This is a genomic window from Cyclobacterium salsum (genome assembly GCF_010119245.1).
Classification (GTDB): domain Bacteria; phylum Bacteroidota; class Bacteroidia; order Cytophagales; family Cyclobacteriaceae; genus Cyclobacterium; species Cyclobacterium salsum.
Genome location: NZ_WNKG01000001.1, coordinates 414,109 through 436,010, shown reverse-complemented (window position 1 = coordinate 436,010; position 21,902 = coordinate 414,109). Strand labels below are relative to the sequence as shown.

10 protein-coding genes are annotated in these 21,902 nt (G+C 41.8%); all 10 read left to right on the top strand.

The window, feature by feature from the left end:
- Positions 1-9 precede the first annotated feature (9 nt).
- The 10 genes from GJS45_RS01675 to GJS45_RS01630 all read left to right on the top strand — a co-directional run bounded on the left by GJS45_RS01675 (position 10) and on the right by GJS45_RS01630 (position 21,523).
- Complete coding sequence (locus GJS45_RS01675; RefSeq protein WP_162339702.1) at positions 10-3,012, top strand: PVC-type heme-binding CxxCH protein; 3,003 nt, start codon at positions 10-12, stop codon at positions 3,010-3,012.
- Between the two features lie 1,009 nt (positions 3,013-4,021).
- A complete protein-coding gene (locus tag GJS45_RS01670) occupies positions 4,022-4,612 on the top strand; it encodes a sigma-70 family RNA polymerase sigma factor (protein ID WP_235954542.1) in 591 nt (196 codons plus the stop codon).
- A gap of 399 nt (positions 4,613-5,011) precedes the next feature.
- On the top strand, positions 5,012-7,330 hold the full coding sequence (locus GJS45_RS01665; RefSeq protein ID WP_162339700.1) for a PSD1 and planctomycete cytochrome C domain-containing protein: 2,319 nt from the start codon (positions 5,012-5,014) through the stop codon (positions 7,328-7,330).
- A gap of 1 nt (position 7,331) precedes the next feature.
- Positions 7,332-8,786 carry a DUF1501 domain-containing protein gene (locus GJS45_RS01660; protein WP_162339699.1) on the top strand — a complete coding sequence of 485 codons (1,455 nt, stop codon included), beginning with the start codon at positions 7,332-7,334 and terminating at the stop codon, positions 8,784-8,786.
- Positions 8,787-8,813: 27 nt separating this feature from the next.
- Positions 8,814-10,988, top strand: coding sequence for a DUF2231 domain-containing protein (locus GJS45_RS01655; RefSeq protein ID WP_162339698.1), 2,175 nt, complete (start codon positions 8,814-8,816; stop codon positions 10,986-10,988).
- Positions 10,989-11,536: 548 nt separating this feature from the next.
- Entirely contained in the window at positions 11,537-12,454 is a 918-nt protein-coding gene (locus GJS45_RS01650; protein ID WP_162339697.1) for a FecR family protein, read from the top strand.
- A 118-nt stretch (positions 12,455-12,572) separates the two neighbouring features.
- Entirely contained in the window at positions 12,573-15,956 is a 3,384-nt protein-coding gene (locus GJS45_RS01645) for a SusC/RagA family TonB-linked outer membrane protein (protein WP_162339696.1), read from the top strand.
- Positions 15,957-15,973: 17 nt separating this feature from the next.
- Positions 15,974-17,506 (top strand): RagB/SusD family nutrient uptake outer membrane protein, encoded by a 1,533-nt coding sequence (locus GJS45_RS01640; RefSeq protein WP_162339695.1) that lies wholly within the window; start codon positions 15,974-15,976, stop codon positions 17,504-17,506.
- Between the two features lie 215 nt (positions 17,507-17,721).
- A complete protein-coding gene (locus GJS45_RS01635) occupies positions 17,722-20,058 on the top strand; it encodes a PSD1 and planctomycete cytochrome C domain-containing protein (RefSeq protein WP_162339694.1) in 2,337 nt (778 codons plus the stop codon).
- A gap of 4 nt (positions 20,059-20,062) precedes the next feature.
- Positions 20,063-21,523 (top strand): DUF1501 domain-containing protein, encoded by a 1,461-nt coding sequence (locus GJS45_RS01630; RefSeq protein ID WP_162339693.1) that lies wholly within the window; start codon positions 20,063-20,065, stop codon positions 21,521-21,523.
- The last annotated feature ends 379 nt before the right edge of the window (positions 21,524-21,902 follow it).

Here is a 21,902-nt window from a genome sequence, read left to right as displayed (position 1 = left end):
ATTACTATTATGAGAAACGTATTATTTCATATACCAGCCTACTTGTACCTACTGATGGTAGTGTGCGCCTGCCAAAATGAAAATTCCCCTGCGAATCTTCCGGCAGGTTTTGAATTGGACGAGCGGTTTCAGATGGAGTTAATTGCTGCCGAACCCTTGGTGGCAGATCCTGTTGACATGTGTATCGATGGAAAGGGACGGATGTTTGTGGTAGAAATGCACGGTTACCCACTGGACGTAAGTGGCAGTGGAAAGGTAAAACTTTTGGTAGATACCGATGGGGATGGAGTCATGGATCAGCATACGGTATTTGCCGATAGTCTCATCTTGCCTACAGGCATCATGGCTTGGAAAAAGGGGGTGTTGGTTACAGACCCCCCACATGTGCTTTACCTGGAGGATACCAATGAGGATGGAATAGCAGACAAGCGCGAGGTGATTTTAACAGGTTTTGCCCGCTCCAATCCCCAGCACAATGTCAACAGTCCCCGCTATGGTTTGGACAACTGGATTTACCTGGGCCATGAACCAGCGGTCACGACGGTGATGTTTACGGAAAAACTAGGTGATAAAGGCAGTGAAATCCACTTTCCATTTCTCCCGGAGGGACCCCAACTGCCCGTCAATGCAGGCGGAAGAGGCATTCGATTCAAGCCGGATGGGTCCGGGTTGGAACGATTGGCAAGCCGGACGCAATTTGGCCATGCCACGGATAAATGGGGAGAACGATTTCTGATCAATAACAATAACCATTTGATTCATGAAGTGCTTCCGGCCAGGTATTTGGGTAAAAACCCTTTTTTCCCGATTAGCAATGTCACCCAATCCGTATCCGATCACGGTAATGCCGCCGAGGTGTATCCCATCACGGATAATCCCGAACATCAGCTCTTGACAGATATCGGAGTCATGACCTCCGCTTGTGGGGTTACCCCTTATTTAGGTGGCGCATTCCCCGAACCATTTGATCAGGTGATCTTTACGGCAGAACCCGTTAGTAATCTGGTTCACGCAGATATCTTACAAGGCAAAGGTGCCACCTTTACCGGCAGCAAATTATATCAGCGAAGTGAATTTCTTCGGTCCCGGGATGCCTGGTTCAGGCCGGTTAATATGTATCTGGGGCCGGATGGCGCCTTGTACTTGCTGGACTATCACCGAAAAATCATCGAACATCCGGAATGGATGGCGGATGAAGTGACGCAATCCGGAGCCCTCTATGAGGGAACGGATAAAGGCAGAATCTACCGAATCAGTCCAAAGGGATCGGAAAAAGCCGCTTGGTCGCAATCCATCGATTTGGAGCAGCTTACGGATCAAGCCTTAATCGAAAAATTATCGCATCCCAACCATTGGTGGCGAACCAATGCGCAACGAATTTTGGTGGAGCGCAACCCGAATCCCCTTCCCGTGGAATTGGTGGAACTTGCCAGAAATGCCAGCCAGCCACTGGGCCGCCTTCATGCCTTATGGACCTTACATGGTGTGGGTAACTTGCAGGCAGAACTGGTGAAAGAAGCATTGCAAGATCCGGAGGCAGGGGTCCGGAAAAATGCCTTGAAATTGGCGGAGTTTTTTCCGGAAAAACTGGTAGCCTGGGATTTAGAGTTGAGGGCTATGGTGGATGATCCAGACCCCAAGGTCCGCTTTCAGTTGGTAAATACATTGAGCACAATTTCAGAAGAATGGGCATTTGCTACCCGTATGGCCGTCCTGAAAAAGGATATGGACGATGAATGGGTGCAGCTGGCGGTGTTGGCCGCACCTTTAGGGAATCAGGAGGATATACTAGAAGAATTGATCAGCGGGTATCGTGCGGATCAGTCCGGATACAATGAGATGATTGAAAAAGCAGCCCGAATGCAGGCGGCAAGGGATGGGTTTGAAGAAGTACTGAAAGTAATATCACCTGTAGTTCAGCCAACTAATTCCATTATGGGATGGGAGCCTTTTGCCATAAAAGGGATGGCTTCCGGTTTGCAAAATTCTCTGCCCTCAGGAAGCCGTTGGGAAAACCTTCAGAAGGAAATAATACTCAACTTACCATTGATTTCCTCCATACCACTAAAAAATGCATTTATTGATTTGGTAACCTTAGGGCCGATACCCGAAATTTCAGCACAGAAAGGAATAGTCAATCAGGCATTTGAAATTACGCTAAACACTTCCGCTAAGGAAGAAGAAAGGCTGGTTTGGTTACGGATTATGGGGCTTTTTCAGCCCGAAAAAGCATCTGAAGAATTAAAAAAATTGATTCAACCACAAGAGCCGGTCAGGTTACAGCAGGAAGTACTTTCCTATTTAAGCAAAGCAGCCGAAGGGGGATATGCTGACTTTTTAATGGAGCGGTGGAAGGGGCTTAGTCCTGAGGTAAGGAATGCTGCGGTTGGATCTCTTTTAAATAGTCATCCTCGCATCCATGCGCTACTTGACGGGCTGGAGCACGGAACCGTTTTGCCCAGCCATATTCCCTGGGGCAATACGGTCTTTTTGATGAACCAAAAAGACCCGGCCATCCGGGATAAGGCCAGGGCCTTGCTGGTGCCTTCTGATAGCGAAAGAGAGGATGTCATTCGTTCGTTCCAGGCCGCCCTTGAACTGGAAGGCATCCCTGAAAAAGGCCTGCAGGTTTACGAAGAGAATTGCTCCATTTGTCATCAAATGACAGAGGAGCGGGGGGAATTGTATGGTCCCGACCTGGCATCCCTTCGAAACCGACGCTATGAAAGTATCCTCAAGGACATCCTTGATCCCAATCTTTCCATAGCGGATGGCTATGATCTTTGGCAAATAGAGCTTTCCGATAGTGAGGCCGTACAGGGAATCATTTCCCATGAAACAACCACTGCCATTGAGCTAGTGCAGGCCGGCGGTTTAACCCGGACAATTTCCCGGTCGGAGATTTCCAGCATGCAAGCCCTGCCGGTGTCAGGGATGGCCCAGGGATTGGAAAATCAAATCAGCGTGGAAGAGATGGCAGATTTACTGGCATTTATTAAGCGAGGATTGTAACGAACTACCCTTGGTTTTCAGTTAAACTCAAATACCGTAAGCGCAAAAAGATAACCCTAAACCAATTTCGAATAAAGATTATATAAGTAATAGAATATCAGAGGGTTGATATTTTATTTTTAAACATAAGTTTAGTTTATTAAATTCAGGTTTTGCTTTTTAAATCAAGGTCAAATTAATTGAATTTGGGTCAAACTAAAGCGGTTTTGGGATAAGCACAAACGGGATATCAGGAGTAGCAACGAAATATTGGATTTTTCAGGAAGTTTAAAAAAGATCAGACTGATAGAAAGATAATTTGCGCATCATTAAATTTTCTTTCTAACGATGAATTTCCCAAAGAATGCCTATTCAATCAGAATGCCTGGATTATTAAATGAAATATTCAAAGGCGCCGGAAATCGTATTAGGTAAAATTCCAAAATAGTATTGTTGAACCGGTCTGACTTCATCGAATGAATCAGAATTTGGTAGGAGGGAAAAAGGGAAAGCAGCTCTAAAAATTTAGGAAGTATACTTCTGGCGATTTAAATGTATCACCAATGAAAGCTCCACTTTTTTGAAGGACTAACGAGGTATCTATCCATTGGAGAAGCTGATAAGAGACCTTTTTCGGTAGGTATAATGATTTCCGGCAAATCAATCCCACCGAGAGTCTACGGCCAATCTTTTTTTATAGAAGAAAGGGATACGAATAATTTAACCGATGGCCCCTTATATCGACCAAATAAACCACTCATCAATAATGTAAATTTAAAGTGATTATAATCATATTTAAAGCTATAAAATTACTTTCGCCTTAATTCAATAACAATAATAATTTTCATTAATCCATTGGTTGTCCAAATAAAATCCCCTACATTTAATAGGAAAAAATCAAAACACACTTTATTAACTACTATTTCAATTAATAGTTTTATAGTACATTGAATCAGGTTATTCTCCTAATTTAGTTTCCGTTAAGCATTGGATGGAGGTTGAATTACAATTGGTGTCTCGTTCAGAAAAAATGAATCAAACAAAAAATAATTCAGAATTATTCATCCTCATTGCCGAAGGAAATAAAAAAGCCTTTGATGAATTTTTTGAACTTTATTATAAAAAACTGGTAAACTTCTCGAAATCTATTTTAGATGATAAAGGCATGTCTGAAGATGTTGTTTCAGAGGTATTAACCAATTTATTAATTGATAAAGAGCGGGTTTTCAGGATGAAAAATTTTGAAGCCTATCTTTATACCGCGGTTAAGAATAAATCCCTCACAAAGATTGATAAACGCAGAAGGGAATTAAGGATTGAGTGTGGTGATGACGATAAAAATCATTTTATTTATTCCATTACCCCCCATCAATTGTTGGAAGAACAGGAATTGACTCATCTAATTCAATCACTTGTAAATAATCTGCCAAAAAAAAGGAAAATGGTATTTAAATTGATTAAAGATGATGAATTAACCTACCGACAGGTTGGCGAGATTCTGGAAATTTCAGAAAGGACCGTGGAAGTGCATTTAAAGCTTGCCATCAGGAGTTTTAGAGAAAAAATTAGTCTTTATCTTGATAGAAAGATGGAGAATAAAAAACATTCCAAAATATCTTAGTGTAGAAAATTCCTGAATATTTTTTAACCTCATGTAGTCTGGTACCAACCAGTAAATTCAAAAGAACCAGGTTATTTTCCTCATTGTAACTTTGAAACCATATATTCTAACAAAAAATATTTATGTTAATTTGATTTCGATTTATTATTACGGTTCCTGCCTTCACTTCAAAAATATATTTTTATTTTGGTAAATATTACGGGTTTTTCCATTTTCATTGGTCTTAGTCAATATAGAGAATATTTTCATTCCTTTTTTGATTCAACATTTGGATTCTCAGAAGGAGGTCAATTAGGTTGATAACAGATAAAGGGAACAATTTTCAATTATATCAGGCTGATTTTGTTTCTAATTGTTTTGAATTGTTTTGAATTGAAATTGGCAATTAACTATACGGCTATGTTTAAACGTATTTATGGTTTTGGTTTGATTATCACATCTCTGACCTTTCAGGCCTGTGATAAACAAGATACCGCCATGGTTGGAAATTCCTCTGACAAACTGCCAGATGAGGTTAGTTATAACTTTCATGTCAGGCCAATATTATCGGACAACTGTTTTGCCTGTCATGGACCTGATGCCAATAAGAGGGAAGCTAATTTAAGACTGGATATCGAAGAAGAAGCCTTTAGGTCTCTAGAAAAAACACTCGACGCCCATGCGCTTGTTCCGGGAAATCCCCTTGCTTCTGATGTATATAATCGAGTGGTCTCAGATGATCCATCAGTAAAAATGCCTCCTCCTGATTCCAATTTAAAGCTTACAGATTTTGAGATCAGCATGATCAAAAAATGGATCAGCCAAGGGGCGAAATATGAACCGCATTGGTCTTTTTTACCTCCTAAGAAAGTTAAAATCCCAAAAATAGTTCACAATGATTTGGCCAATAATGAGATCGATTATTTCATTCTTAAAAAGCTGGAGGAGAAAGGTTTTAAACCCAATGAGGAAGCGGACAAGGAAAGCTTATTAAAAAGACTGAGTTTTGATTTGACTGGTTTGCCTCCAAGTTTGGAAATGATGGATGATTTTTTGGAAGACCCTAGTGAGGACGCCTATTCGAATTGGGTAGACCGAATGCTTTCCAGCCAGGCTTATGGGGAAAAAATGGCGGTTTATTGGATGGATATCGCAAGGTTTGCTGATTCCCATGGCTTTCAGGACGACAGTTATAGAAGCCAATGGCCATGGAGAGACTGGGTGATTCATGCTTTTAATGAAAACATGCCTTATGATCAGTTCATTACCTGGCAACTGGCTGGGGATTTACTTCCCGATCCAACAAAAGAACAGTTATTGGCTACCGGATTTAACCGAAATCATAAGATTACCGAAGAAGGAGGAATAGTGGATGAAGAATATCGGGTCATGTATGTGACCGATAGAACCAATACTTTCGGAAAAGCGCTGATCGGAATCACCATGGAATGTGCAGGCTGCCACGATCATAAATATGATCCGGTTTCCCAAAAGGAGTATTATCAGCTGTATTCATTTTTTAATAATATTAGGGAGAAAGGTATTGAGTCCGTCGTGGGAGGACCTGAGACATATGCCAAACGCCCATTTATGGAGATTACAGATGAAGATGTTGATTCTATACTTGGATTCATAAACAAACCGGATACCACCCAATTGATCGTGTCCATCATGGGGGAATTAGATTCTGCCCGTACGTCCTATGTGTTGGAGCGAGGATCTTATGAAGCGCATAGAGAAGCAGTGACACCAGGCATGCCCGAATCAATATTGGCTTTTAATCCGGAATTTGAACGAAACAGGTTAGGGCTGGCCAAATGGTTATTTGATAAAAAAAACCCCTTAACCGCCAGGGTATTTGTCAATCAAATATGGCAGGAAATTTTTGGAAAGGGCATTGTCGCCACACCCGGTGATTTTGGCATGCAGGGGGAACTTCCCAGTCATCCTGAGTTATTGGATTGGTTGGCGATGGATTTTATGGAATACGGTTGGGACATCAAGCGTCTGGTCAGGCAGATGGTAACTTCCGCTACCTATAAACAATCTGCCGTAATTAATGATGAAAAAATGGAACAGGATCCTGAAAATATTTTCCTTAGCCGTGCACCAAGATTTAGGTTAAAGGCAGAATTTGTTCGTGATTTGATTTTGTCAAGCAGTGGTCTATTGGATGCTACCCTAGGAGGACCAAGTGTAAAACCCTATCAGCCTTCCGGGCTTTGGGAGGGGGCCACATCTGGAAGGGGGATCTTATCGGTGTACAAACAGGATCATGGTAAGGACCTTTACCGTAGAGGGCTGTACAATTTTATCAAGCGGACAGTACCTCCGCCCGCAATGACCCTTTTTGATGCCAGCAACCGCGACCAATGCGAAGTGGAGAGGTTGATTACCAATACACCATTACAGGCGTTGGTAATGTTAAATGATCCAACCATGTTGGAGGCATCCAGAGTACTCGCCGGAAAATTACTAAAGGAAAAAACGACGGCGGAGCAGAACATTAAGAAAGCCTTTCGAATGATTGTTTGCAGGTTCCCGGAACAGCGGGAAATGGAGGTATTGATAAAATACCATCGCGGACAATTGAAAACCATGGTAAATGAAAATGCGAAAGCTTTGTTAAATGTGGGAGAGTATCCCTTCGAGGAGGATTTAGACCCCGTGGAATGGGCCTCGTTAATGCAGGTCATTTCCACCATTTATAATTTAGAAGAGACCATTTCCAAAACCTGATATGGATAAAAATATTATTGAGCACCACCTGAATTTGAACCGGAGGAAATTCCTGTCAACAATGAGTTTAGGGCTGGGGAGTGTAGCTTTGGGATCATTATTGATGCCTGACCTGTTTAAAGGAAATGGTCAAATGGAAGGAGAACTGGCAGCAGCCATACCTGATTTTGCCCCTAAGGCAAAAAGAGTAATTTATCTTTTTCAGAATGGGGCTCCCTCTCAATTAGAATCCTTTGACTACAAACCGAAATTAAAAGAAATGGTGGGTCAGGATTTGCCGGAATCGATAAGGGGTGGTCAGCGGCTAACAGGCATGACTGCCAATCAGTCCTCCTTTCCTTTGGTAGGGTCATTTTCAGGATTTAATCAGTATGGAGAATCCGGAGCCTGGATCAGTGATTTGTTTCCCTATACCTCAAAAATTGTCGATGATATTTGTATTGTGAGGTCCTTGCATACCGAAGCCATCAACCACGACCCCGCCCTAACTTTTTTTCAAACAGGGGCACAGCAGGGGAACCGACCCAGTATGGGTGCCTGGCTGAGTTACGGCCTGGGCAGCGAAAACAAAAACCTTCCCGCTTTTACCGTTTTGCTTTCGCGGGGAATCGGGAACGGCCAGGGTGTCTATTCTAAATTGTGGACCAATGGATTTTTGGATTCGGTACATCAGGGCGTACAGTTCAGCAGCGGGGAAGACCCGGTATTGTACCTTCGTGACCCAAAAGGAATGAGCAGGGTGGATCGGCGAAAAATATTGGATAATCTGGCTGAGCTAAATCATATGTCCTATGAAAAGTTTGGAGACCCGGAAATAAGTGCTAAGATCCAGCAATATGAAATGGCCTACCGGATGCAAACTACCGTGCCGGACATTATGGACCTTTCCAAGGAACCGGATAGCGTAATCAAGCTGTACGGGCCGGATTGTCTGGTGCCTGGAACTTATGCTGCCAATTGCCTATTGGCAAGAAAGCTTTCTGAAAGTGGAGTTAGATTTGTACAACTTTACCACCAGGGATGGGATCAGCATGGCAACCTGCCCTATGAAATTACCCGCCAGGCTAAGGATGTAGACCAGGCTTCTGCAGCATTGGTGACTGACCTTAAGCAACGGGGATTGCTGGACGAAACCTTGGTCATATGGGGTGGAGAATTTGGTCGGACCAACTATAGTCAGGGAAAACTGACCAAAGATAACTATGGTAGGGATCATCATCCCCGGTGCTTTAGCATTTGGATGGCTGGCGGCGGTATCAAACCTGGAACCGTATATGGAGAAACAGACGAATTGGGGTACAATGTCATTAAGAATCCCGTACATGTTCATGACTTTCAGGCAACGGTCCTCAATCAACTAGGACTCGATCACGAAAAGCTGATTTACAAGCATTTGGGTAGAAGGTTTAGGCTTACCGATGTATCAGGGAAAGTCGTCAAAGATATATTGGTGTAACTGGCCATGGCAAATCTCCCAAACGATATGAAAAACAAGTACCGGATTATTGCTGAAAGGTTTCTGTTGGGTTTGAATATCCTACTGCTTTATTTTTTATTGCTGGAAAGGTTTATCGAAATTCCCTATTGGCTACAACCTCTCGGGAGATTGCACCCCATGATACTCCATTTTCCGATTGCCTTGTTACTCTTATCGATGGGGTTGGAATTTTTCAGGTTTCGAAAGGAATTTAGCAAAGAAAAGTTTTACCAGGAATTCCTCAGGTATTTGCTCCTTTTTTCTGTGTTAACCGCAGCTTTAGCCGCTGTGATGGGTTTATTTCTATCACTGGAAGAAGGATATGATGGTGCCGTTTTAACCTGGCATAAGTGGTTGGGTGCTGGGATCGTTTTCTTTGCCAGCGTACTATATTTTGCCAGAGATAAGACCTGGTATCAGGAAAAAATAGCTAAAATATCGGCCTCTTCTTTGATTGTCATCACGCTGATGGCAGGCCACTACGGTGCATCCCTGACACATGGGGAAGACTTTATCTACATGCCCATTATTGCAGGGAGGGAAGTGGTGGTTCCAATTGAGGAAGCAATTGTTTTTGATCACCTGGTAATGCCTGTATTAGAAAAAAAATGTAATTCTTGCCATAATCAGAGTAAAGCCAAGGGTGAATTGATCATGACAGATAAAGTTTCTTTATTAAAAGGAGGAAAAACAGGTAAACTATTCGATAATGAATCTCTGGAGGAGAGTTTAATGCTACACAGGCTTTCCCTGCCAATGGAAGATGAGGACCACATGCCACCCTCGGGAAAACCACAGCTTTCACCGGAAGAAAAATTGCTTCTGGAGCTATGGGTTAAAAATAATTATGATTTTGAAATGAAGGTATTGGCCTTACCTGCCGGAGATTCTCTTCGGCTTGTTTCAACGAACGTGTTAAACCCTTCGGGAAAAAGAAAGACGTATGAATTTGATATGCCTGATGAAAAAACACTGGAAACGCTCAATAACGAATACCGGGTAATCAGGCCTTTAAGTAAAGAATCACCCGCCTTGGATGTAACCATTTATAATCCAAAATCTTACACCAGTCAATCACTACTGGAACTGGAACCAATAAAAGAACAAATGGTATCACTCAGTCTTAATAGAATTCCGGTAGAAGATGAGGACCTGACCATTATCAATCAATTTACCAATCTGGAAAGATTAAATTTAAATTTTACCAATATTACCGGAAATGGGCTTCAGACTTTGACTTCTTTGAAAAATATTGAACACCTGGCCATCTCGGGTACATCAGTGGCATTAAATGATTTAAAACCCTACCTGAGTAGCTTAAAACGCCTGCAAACCATATCCGTATGGAATACGGAAATCGACGTGGACGATCTGGAACTTCTTAGAGATGAATTTAAAAATATTCAAATAGTTGCCGGTAGAGAAGGGCTTGAGGAGGAAAAGATCAAATTAAATGTACCCATACTTAAAAATCAAACCAATATCTTTAGGGATTCTATCGCTTTGGATATAGGCCATCCAATAGAAGACGTCACTGTAAGGTATACATTGGATGGAACTGAACCTGATAGCCTTACTTCACCCGTCTTTGAGGAGGGAAAAGTGTGGTTAGACCGTACAACATTGGTCAATGCAAAAGCATTTAAAGAAGGTTGGTTTGGAAGCATCAACACTACCTTTTCCGTTTATAAAAATAAATATCCGCCTGATTCGGTCAATTTGTTGTCCCGCTTAAACAGGGTTCATCCTGCAAATGGCCACGCTACCTTTTTTGATGGGGACTTTGGCGGTTTCAATGCCAATAGTCCGGCCTGGGCCAACAACTGGGCCGGTTTTTCCAATGAGGATATGGAATTGTTTTTGAGTTACAACCAGGAGATTGAAGTAGCTTCTGTTTCTTTTAATGTTTTGGTGGAACCGGAAACGATTATTTTTCCTCCCTCTCAAATTGAGATTTGGGGTGGGAAAAGTAAAGATGATTTGAAATTAATGGGTAGGATGACTCCTGAATTACCAACGGAAGAGCGAAAACCTTATATCCAATTGATATCTACAACAATTAATCCGACCAAAGTAAATTGTCTGCTGGTCATCGGTAGGACCCTGAAAGAAATTCCTTCATGGCATCGGAATAAAGGGCGAGGAGCATTATTGTTGGTTGATGAAATGTTTATTAATTGAGTAGGAGTGATTCTTTGATACCAGGATCTTTGTCATCAGATTTATTTAAACTATGTTGCCGGATCCAACTATTATTAACGGGAAACCTATAATGCAAATCGGAGATGGATACTTCTTTTTTTCGCTTTTGCTGGTTTCCTACGGTAAGTGTACCCAATTATCATTGGATTAGGGGTCCGGTTTAATAGACATTGTAACCCTTCATTAACCGGTTTAATTTAATTGGATTCGAAAAATCCTGGCCCGGAATTTTCTAAACAAAAGAATTGCAATCCTAAATGAATAGGTTTAAACTTTTCAAACGAAAATTTTTTGTTTGGGTAAATTTTTAAAATTCCAATTTCTATCATTTATAAAATAAATTTAACCAATATTAATACTAGAAATATAAAGAAATAAGAGTTTTTTTTCTTTTGTACTTACGGGTATTAGCTACCTTCCTGGTTATACTGTCATAAAGCGCATTCATGGGGAGTTTTCAGCAGGATATTGACCATTTAATTTTATTGTACCTTAAAGGGGAGGCTACTCAAGAGCAAATTACTTCCTTGAAATATTGGATCGCTGCTTCTGAAGAGAATAAATTGATATTTAAATCTATTCAAAAAATCTGGGAGAGTGAAACATCCTCGAATGCTATAAAACTTAATGCCAGGAGAGAAGAAATATGGTCAGCCGCAAGTCGAAAAAAAACTTCCCTTCGAAGGAGGGGATCCCCTGCAAAATCAGTCTTGTGGGCAGCGGTTCTCACATTTTTTCTTATTTTTTCTGTCATCGCCTTTTATTATAGGGCAAATGATGAACCTCCATTGGTAAAAACTATAAGCTGGCTGAAAAAGGAAAATCCAGCCGGACAGCGTTCTACCCATTTGCTGCCTGATGGTACAAGAGTTTGGTTAAATGCGATGAGTAGCCTGGAATATCCGGAAGTTTTTTCAGATAGCATAAGAAGGGTAAAAGTTACCGGGGAGGCATATTTTGATGTAACAAGCAATCCAATTAAACCATTTATCGCTGAAGTGATGGGTATACATGTGGAAGCTTTGGGTACCGCATTTAATGTTAAAAACTTTTCGAATGAATCTACACGAGCCGTTTCACTATTGGAGGGTAGGGTTAGGGTATCTGGTTTTGACAAAGACCAAAGTTATATTTTAGACCCTGGATATGAAATTTTAATGGAAAAAAACACGGTCGATTTTCAGGTACAAGTAATAGATTTTGATGCTTCTTTTGGTTGGAAAGAGGGTATTCTAATGTTTAATGGGGATGATTTTGTCACTTTCAAAAGATCTATTGAAAGATGGTTTGGTGTGACGATGAAGGTGAGCGGCGATCCTCCCACCGACTGGAATATCAGAGCCAAATATTACAATGAAAGCCTTAAAAATATCCTGCGAGATATCAGTTTTAATAAAAACCTTGATTTTGAAATGGTTAATAAAGACTTGATTTTAAAATTTTAAGCATACTGATGGATTAATTATTTAACGAAAATTTAAAAAAACAAAACTGATGATAAATGAACCCGAACTTAGATTAGCTTTAAATACCATTTAATTTCTTCACTAAACCCAAAATAACATGAAAAAAAGATACAAAGGCTTCTTTAGTAAGTCTACAACCTCCTCCCTTTTTGGAATAATTTTCCAGCTATTGCTGGTCAATTTTACCATTGCTCATGGAGCAGATGCGCAAAAGGCAATAAAAATTCAGAAAGTATTTATTGAGTCAGCCTATACAAATGCTACTTTAAAAGAAGTTTTTGAAGACATTGAATCAAAAACCCACTTTGTTTTTACGTTTGATATTAAAGATGATTTTTTAGATGAAAAGTTTAGCAAACCTCCGAAGAAGGAAAGTGTAGAAACGATTCTCAGAGAGATTTCCAGTCAATCAAGATTGGCTTTCCGGCAAACCAATAATAACATCAGTGTAAAGGAATCCACCAGAAAAGCAAAAATAATTGAAGTCACGGTGTCACCTGCGCAAATTGAGATAACCGGTAAAATCACTTCCTTAGCAGACAAGCAAGGACTTCCGGGGGTCACAATACTGGTGAAGGGTACCAACCTCGGGACGATTACAGACATAGACGGAAATTATTCTCTGGTCGCTCCCGATGAAAATGGAACATTGATTTTTTCTTTCCTGGGTTACGAAACCCGGGAAGAACCGATTAACGGTAGAAGTATCATTAATATCGAACTGTCTGAAGATGCTAAAGGACTAGAGGAGTTTGTTGTTATCGGTTATGGCATTCAAAAAGAGCGTGAGGTTACAGGGTCTATTGCAAGTGTTGAAGCCGACCAATTGGAAGACCAGCCGGTAGGTCAATTTGTCCAGAAACTGCAAGGTAGGATGGCAGGTGTTCAAATCAGTCAGGCTTCCGGCACTCCCGGAGGAGGAATGGCCGTAAGGATAAGAGGAGCAGCCTCAATCAATGCAGGAAATAATCCATTGTATGTTGTCGATGGTTTTCCTATCGTTGGGGACATCAATACTATCAATCCTAACGAAATTGAAAGTTTTTCAGTTTTAAAAGGAGCCTCTGCCTCTGCACTATATGGTTCCAGGGCGGCCAATGGAGTGGTTTTAATTACTACAAAAAGGGCAAAGCCCGGCCAAACATCTGTTCAGTTAAGTGTTATCCAGGGAATGACACAGGTTCCGCAAAGGGGGAGGGCAGATTTAATGAATGCCCGGGAGTTTCTGGAGGACAGGAGAGCCATTTATGAGGATAAAATCCGCTATGAGGGCTTTACAGGTGGAATACCTGAATTGTACCAAAATCCCGAGGCCTATGATGGACCGGATACAGATTGGTACGATGAGTTATTACAATCCGGTAAACAAAACAGTTACAATGTTTCTTTTTTGGCCAATAAGGATAATTTCAGTTCCGCCACCACGCTGGGCTTTTTTGATGAAAAAGGTGTAGTACTTAATACCGGTTTTCAGCGTTTTTCCCTGCGGACAAACAACGAATACAAAATAAACGATAACATTAGGGTTGGACTAAACTTAGCGCCGACCCACCAGTTAAGCCGGAACCAGGCTACGGATGGATTTTACAGCATTCTGTATTCCGCCATCATTACACCTCCTATTTTTTCACCAGATGATGTAGATGAGAATGGTAACCAAAGAGTAAGCTTTACCGGGCCCGGTCTATTTACCTTCCCAAACTGGAAAAAAACCATGTTGGAAACCTATGACCGGTCGGCTACCAATCGCTTATTGTCCAATGCCTATTTTGAAGCAGACATTCACAATGATTTCTTCTTCAAAAGTTCTGTTTCCGTGGATTTGGGAAATGCTAAAAGAAGGGTATTCAATCCATCCACTGCAGGCGGTATTTTCTCTCCGCCACCCAAGCTCGCCACTGGCTCATACAGCACCAATGATTATAGCTCCTGGTTAACAGAAAACACCCTTAATTACACGAAAAATTTAGGCAATCACTTCATTGATGCACTGGTAGGTTATTCTGCCCAAAAATATCATCAGGAAAACAATGTATTGACAGGGACCAGCTATCCGGACGATGAAGTATCCTGGATAGATGCTGCTGCGATCAGGTATGGTAACAGCAACATGTCTGAGTGGTCTTTACTTTCCATGTTTAGCAGGTTAAATTATAACTATATGGGAAAATACCTGCTTTCCCTGTCAGTAAGGAGAGACGGTTCCTCCAGATTTGGTTCAGAAAACAGATGGGGAACCTTCCCTTCCGTTTCTGCAGGATGGATTATTTCTGACGAATCTTTTATGGCTGACTTTTCCGGAATTAGTTACCTGAAAGTCAGGGGTGAATATGGACATGCCGGTAATTTTAACATAGGTAACTATAGCCAGTTTGGAAATATATCTTCTACCAATTATGTCTTTGGAGGGGCCTTAGCACAAGGTAGGAGTCCGGTATCCATAGGTAATCCATTTCTTACCTGGGAGACTACAGTTGGTATTGACTTAGGGGTTGATGTAGGTCTTTTCGATGATAAAATTTCTTTGGTTTTCGATTATTACGATAAGCGAACAACCAATATGCTCTACCAGGTCGATATTCCCTACGGTACTGGTTACCCAAATATCCAGGATAATATTGGTGAATTCCATTTCTGGGGCTATGAGTTTGGCGTTAATGCCAGAGTACTGGAGAGCAGTGAGTTCAGATGGAATGCAGATTTTAACATTTCGTTTAACAGGAACAAAGTGATTCAGTTGGGGACCAATAATACGCCACTTGGTGGATTAGGTAATTATTCTTCTACCATTTGGAAAACAGAAGTTGGGAAGCCGATCGGTCAGTTTTACGGCTATATCTTTGATGGCATCTATAAGACGCAGGAGGAATTTGATTCGCAACCTAAACACGTAACATCCGCAGTAGGAACGATCAGGTACAAGGATATCAATGGAGATGGCGTAATTAATGTGGATGACAAGACCTACATTGGCAATCCTAATCCTAAATTCTTTTATGGGTTCAACAACAACTTTTATTTCAAAAACTTCGATATGAACGTGGTCATTGCCGGTTCTTATGGAGGGAAAATGTATTACTCTTTGGCGGAATGGTCAGAAACGCTCGAGGGAATATTTAATGTAGAACGGTACATGAAAGACAGGTGGAGATCTTTGGAAGAGCCTGGTGATGGCATCATTGGCCGTTCCTTGTCAGGTACGACAGAATTTCCCCGTAATGTTCAGGACAGGCTTGCCCTGGATGCTTCCCATTTGACCTTTAAAAATATTACCCTTGGCTATACGCTCCCCGAGTTCAGTAAAAGTGTTAGCTCGGCAAGAATATTCTTAAGTCTCCAAAATGCATTTGTCATTACACCTTACAAAGGAGCAAACCCTGAATCAAGTTGGCGGGGTCTAAATGGGCTTCAGGAAGGTGTGGACATTAGTCCATACCCTATTCCAAGAACGTATGCCTTAGGAGTAAATTTAAACTTTTAACCAAAACCAACGACATCATGAAAAAGATAGCAACAATACTTGCCATACTGATAATGAGCTCCTGTTCAGAAGATTTTCTGAACCTGGTGCCGGAGAGTTCTATTACCTCAGGAAATTTCTATAAAACAGAAGATCATTTTAATCAGGCCCTGGTGGGAGCCTATGCTTCATTGAGGGGTGCGAAAGGCTCTATCGCTTCCTGGACAATGGGAGAAATGAGATCCGATAACACCCACCTGGAATTCAATATTACCAACCGGGGGCCTGCCTATATAGAAAGAGAATATACGGATTTTTTCATGGACGATGTAAACAGTGGTCTGGTGGCTAATAAATACAATTCCGATTATATTGGAATTGCGCGAACCAACGAGATTTTAGATCAGATTGGAGACGCTGCACTAAGTCAGGAAAAAATAGATCAAATTTATGGCGAAGCCAGCTTTTTGAGGGCCTTGTTGTATTTTGATCTGGTGAGGTATTTTGGCGGAGTGCCACTGTATTTAACAGCTGTAAAGGGGGCGGGTGATGCCTACCTTCCAAGAGCGTCTGTAAACGAAGTTTATCAGGCAATAATTCAGGATTTAGAAAATGCCATCAACCGCCTCGATCCGGTTTCTTTCCCGCAAAATGGCAGCGCAAACGAAGGTGCCGCCAGGATGGTGCTTGCAGATGTTTACCTGACCATTAAAGACTATCCGAAAGCAGAATCAGAACTTTCAAAGGTGATCCAAATGGGGTATTCTTTGCTGGACAATTATGGGGACGTGTTCGAATTGAGTAACAAGAATAGTACCGAATCTATTTTTGAAATACAATATCAACAAGGAAATCAGGGACAAAATAGTGATTTCCTCTATCCGTTTATTCCGCTTTCCGCAGATGTAAGTCTAATTACCGGCATCAGCTCTCAAAACCTTCAGGGAGGAGGCTGGAATACGCCTACTTTCGAAATGATAGCGGCCTATGAGGCTGGAGATGAAAGATTGCTTGCTTCCATCGGCATTGTAGAAGGTACTGGTCAAATCGGAAACATGTTTATCGACGAGTTAAAATCTCCTGTAGACTATGTACCAACTCCGGGAAAAAGGACCTATCCATTCATAAAGAAATACCAGAATCCCCATTCATTGGAACGAAATACGGACGACAACTTTCCTATTTATCGCTTTTCGGAGGCTTTGTTATCGATGGCCGAGGCACTCAATGAACAAGGAAAATCAGCGGATGCATTGCCCTTTCTCAATCAGGTAAGAGAAAGAGCAGGTTTAGACCCGGTTACCGAAACCAACCAGCAGATGATAAGGGAGATTATCGAACGTGAAACCAGAGTGGAACTGGCATTTGAAAATAAAAGATGGTTTGATCTGTTGCGCACGGATAGGGCTATTGAAGTTATGAATGCCAATGGCCTATACCTTAAGGAATTTTATGCCGGAGAATCATATTTACCTGCAATGAGTTATAATGTTACAACCGAACGGCTTTTGTTTCCTATACCACTTAGGGAGATAAGAATTGGAAATTTGGAACAGAATCCTGGCTATTAATACCCGATAAGCAGTATTCACTAACCGTTTAGGGGAAAAATTGAAAAGGAACAGCAGGCAATTTGAGCGTTGCTTGCAGAACAAATAAACCTTTAAAAAAAGTTAATTTTGAAGTGCCTGCTGTTCTTGTTATATTAATTATAATACTCTCGATCTGTAATTAATTGATTTTACATGCCGATATGATTGAGAGAAGAGTAGTAATACCAATGATAATGATTAAGTTATTAAGCGCTATTCGTACTGTATTCTTCATGGTGTTCTCCCTGTACTTTGCAGGCTGTACTTCAAATGAAGGTGAAATAGGGATCTCAGAAAAGTTTCCCGATAAGGTCAGCTATAATTTCCATATCAGGCCCATTCTTTCTGACAACTGTTTTGCTTGTCATGGACCGGATTCCGATGCAAGGGAAGCCGGATTAAGGTTAGACCTCGAAAGTGAAGCATTCAAAGCCCTTGCAGAAAATCAAGGGGCTTTTGCCCTGGTTCCAGGCAAACCTCATCAATCTGAAGTCTATTTGCGTGTAAACTCGAGCGATGAGAGTCAGGTGATGCCTCCCCCGGAATCCAACCTCAAATTGACAAACAGGGAAATAGAGCTCATTAAAACCTGGATAAAAGATGGGGCGGTTTATGAAAAACACTGGTCTTTTCAAGCTCCTCAATACATTGCAGCCCCTGAGGTAGAAGACAAAAATTGGCCTGTTAATGAGATTGATCATTTTATTTTAAAGAAACAGGAAGATATCGGATTGCAGCCTAATCAGCCGGCTTCAAAAGAAAGTATGCTGAAGAGATTAAGTTTTGACCTGACCGGATTGCCACCAAATCTGGATTTGATGGATCGGTTTAGTGAAAATGATAATGCTACGGCTTATGAAGAGATGGTTGATTACCTGCTGTCTCAGCCTTCCTACGGAGAGCGAATGGCTGTTTATTGGATGGATATATCCAGGTATGCCGACTCCTATGGCTATCAATTGGATAACTTCCGGACACAGTGGCCCTGGCGGGATTGGGTAATCCATGCCTTTAATGAAAATTTGTCTTTTGAGGATTTTATTACCTGGCAACTGTCAGGGGATCTTTTGGAGAACCCCACCAAAGAGCAGATTTTAGCCACAGGGTTCAATAGAAACCATAAAATTACCGAGGAAGGTGCGGTAGACGAAGAAGAATACAGGATAACCTATGTGACAGACAGGACCAATACCGTCGGCAAAGCACTCATAGGCATTACCTTTGAATGTGCGGCTTGTCACGATCACAAGTTCGATCCCATATCCCAAAAGGATTATTATGAGATGTTTTCATTTTTTAATAATATCGATGAGTTGAGAACTTCTACTGCTCCCATAGATCCATTGGTAGGTACTCCGGAGTCCTATGCAAAGAAACCTTACATTGAGATTACCGATGAGGATGCCGAAGGTATTCTTTCATTTGTCAACAAACAGGATACCAGCAAACTGATTGTTTCGGTAATGGGTGAGCTGGATACCCTAAGAAACAATTATGTGTTGGAAAGAGGCATTTTTAACGCATACGGAACTGAAGTATTTCCTGAAACGCCTGAGTCAATTCTAAATTTTGATCCAAACTATCCAAAAAACAGGCTTGGATTGGCCAAATGGTTGTTTGATGAACGCAACCCACTGACTGCGCGGGTTTTTGTGAACAAAATCTGGAAGGAATTTTTTGGAAGAGGAATAGTCAATACGACCAGTGATTTTGGTATGCAGGGAGAATTGCCCAGTCATCCGGAATTGTTGGACTGGCTGGCCATCGACTTCATGGAAAATGGATGGGACATCAAACGGCTTATCAAACAAATGGTAATGTCTGCCACCTACCGGCAGTCGGTGGCGATCGATGAAAACGAAAGGCAGAAAGATCCTGAAAACAGGTATTTCACCAGAGCCTCGCGCCACCATTTGAAGGCAGAATTTATTCGTAACATGGTCCTTGCGAGCAGTGGACTTCTGGTACCTGAGATTGGCGGGCGGAGTGTGAAGCCGTATCAACCTGACGGATTGTGGGAGGCAGCGACAGCAGGGGGATCTACCTTGGCTGAATATACCCAGGACCATGGAGATAACCTGTACCGGAGAGGCTTGTATACATTTGTGAAAAGGACGGTGCCACCACCCTCCATGCTAATCTTTGACGCCAGCAACAGGGACCAGTGTGAGACAGAGCGTTCATTTACGAATACCCCTTTGCAGGCTTTGGTCATGCTTAATGACCCAACCGTCCTTGAGGCTTCAAGGGTACTGGCAGCCCGTTTGGTCAGTGAAAACTCCACACAAGTAGAAAAAATTACTACAGCTTTTCGCTTAATTCTATGCAGGAAACCGAAACCAAAAGAAGTAGAACTGCTGCTAAACTATCTTAGGGACAAGCTGGAAAGCATCGCAATGGAGGACGCTGAAGCATTGGCTTCAATAGGCGAATATCCTGTGGACGAAAATGCGGATAAAGTAGCCGTAGCAGCGTTAATGCAGGTAATCTCCACCATGTATAACATGGAAGAGGCCATCACCAGATCTTAGATTTATGGAAAAAGAACTATTAGAATACGGATTGAACAGAAACAGGAGAAGGTTTTTATCCAAATTGAGCCTTGGAATCGGAAGCGTGGCTTTAGGTTCACTGCTAATGCCGGATCTTTTTAATCGGTCACGATCGACTGAAGACCTGGAATCAGGTGTACCCGGTTTACCGGATTTCGCACCTAAAGCAAAGCGTGTCATCTATCTTTTCCAAAATGGTGCGCCCTCTCAATTGGAGTCTTTTGACTACAAACCTAAGCTTAGGGAAATGCAGGGCCAGGATTTACCTGCTTCTATCAGGGATGGACAAAGACTGACAGGTTTTACGGCAAATCAGGCTTCCCTACCTTTGGTAGGGTCTTTCGTGGATTTCAAACAGTATGGCGAATCAAGGGCCTGGGTAAGTGATCTTTTTCCAAAAACAGCCAAAATCGTCGATGATATCTGTATCATCAAATCCATGCATACAGAAGCAATCAACCATGATCCGGCATTAACTTTCTTTCAAACCGGAGCCCAACAAGGAAATAGACCCAGCATGGGATCATGGTTAAGCTATGGCCTGGGAAGTGAAAATCAAAATCTTCCATCCTTTACAGTCTTGATTTCCAGGGGAGAAGGTAATAGCCAGGGGGTGTATTCCAAGCTCTGGTCCAACGGCTTTTTGGATTCCATTCATCAGGGCGTTCAGTTCAGTAGCGGAGAGGATCCGGTTTTATACCTCAATGATCCCAAAGGTTTAAACCGGTTTGACAGGCGACAGATGCTGGATAAGCTGGCCCAATTGAACCAGTGGTCTTATGAGGAAATTCATGATCCGGAGATCAATACTAAAATTCAGCAATATGAGATGGCTTACCGCATGCAAACCACGGTGCCTGATGTGTTAGATATTTCCAAAGAACCTCAAAGCATTATTGATCTTTACGGGGAAGATTGTAAAAAGCCCGGAACCTTTGCTGCGAACTGTCTGCTGGCAAGAAAACTTTCTGAAGAAGGTGTTCGCTTTGTCCAATTGTACCACCAGGGCTGGGACCAGCATGTCAATTTGCCCAAAGAAATAACGGGTCAGGCCATGGATGTAGATCAGGCTTCCGCAGCTTTGGTTACGGATCTCAAACAAAGAGGTTTGCTTGACGAAACCCTCGTGGTTTGGGGTGGAGAATTTGGGCGTACCAACTTCAGCCAGGGTGAATTGACCAAAGACAACTACGGGCGTGACCACCACCCCAGGTGCTTTAGCATCTGGATGGCAGGCGGCGGTATCAAGCCGGGAATCGTCTATGGAGAAACAGATGAATTTGGTTACAATATCACCAAAAATCCCGTGCATGTACATGACTTTCAGGCCACCCTTTTGCATCAGTTGGGACTAGACCATGAGAAATTAATCTACAAACACCTGGGCAGAAGATTCCGTCTCACCGATGTGGCGGGAAATGTTGTAAAGGATATCATTGCCTGATTTTGAAGTGATGCTACCAAATCATAGAATTTCTTTTGCAAATTAACCTGAGTTCGATTATAGAAAAGCAAGGGTTGTTGGCGGTAATGCTTTCCAAAGCAAAAAGGGTATTTACCTGATTAAGCAAAACCATCATATAATCAATCCAACTCTCCTTTTCAGCGACTCCCCCTTTCTCTTATGGTTTAAGGGGGATTTCTTCTCAATTTGACCCGTCCTGAAAAAAGTTTACAGGTTTAATTTTATTCATTGTTAGTCCTACCAAAAATTTAATCCGTATGTTTTTTTTATTTTTCAGGGCATAAATTTCGGCTTTACCCATTTTTTAACTTAACTAGTAAGTGATCTATTAATGCGTAGTAGTTAGTTTGTTTTTGAC

Coding starts and splice junctions, on each gene's coding strand:
- GJS45_RS01665 (WP_162339700.1), top strand. CDS start 5,012: ATGTTTAAACGTATTTATGGTTTTGGTTTGATTATCACATCTCTGACC.
- GJS45_RS01675 (WP_162339702.1), top strand. CDS start 10: ATGAGAAACGTATTATTTCATATACCAGCCTACTTGTACCTACTGATG.
- GJS45_RS01660 (WP_162339699.1), top strand. CDS start 7,332: ATGGATAAAAATATTATTGAGCACCACCTGAATTTGAACCGGAGGAAA.
- GJS45_RS01645 (WP_162339696.1), top strand. CDS start 12,573: ATGAAAAAAAGATACAAAGGCTTCTTTAGTAAGTCTACAACCTCCTCC.
- GJS45_RS01630 (WP_162339693.1), top strand. CDS start 20,063: ATGGAAAAAGAACTATTAGAATACGGATTGAACAGAAACAGGAGAAGG.
- GJS45_RS01635 (WP_162339694.1), top strand. CDS start 17,722: ATGATTAAGTTATTAAGCGCTATTCGTACTGTATTCTTCATGGTGTTC.
- GJS45_RS01655 (WP_162339698.1), top strand. CDS start 8,814: ATGAAAAACAAGTACCGGATTATTGCTGAAAGGTTTCTGTTGGGTTTG.
- GJS45_RS01670 (WP_235954542.1), top strand. CDS start 4,022: ATGAATCAAACAAAAAATAATTCAGAATTATTCATCCTCATTGCCGAA.
- GJS45_RS01640 (WP_162339695.1), top strand. CDS start 15,974: ATGAAAAAGATAGCAACAATACTTGCCATACTGATAATGAGCTCCTGT.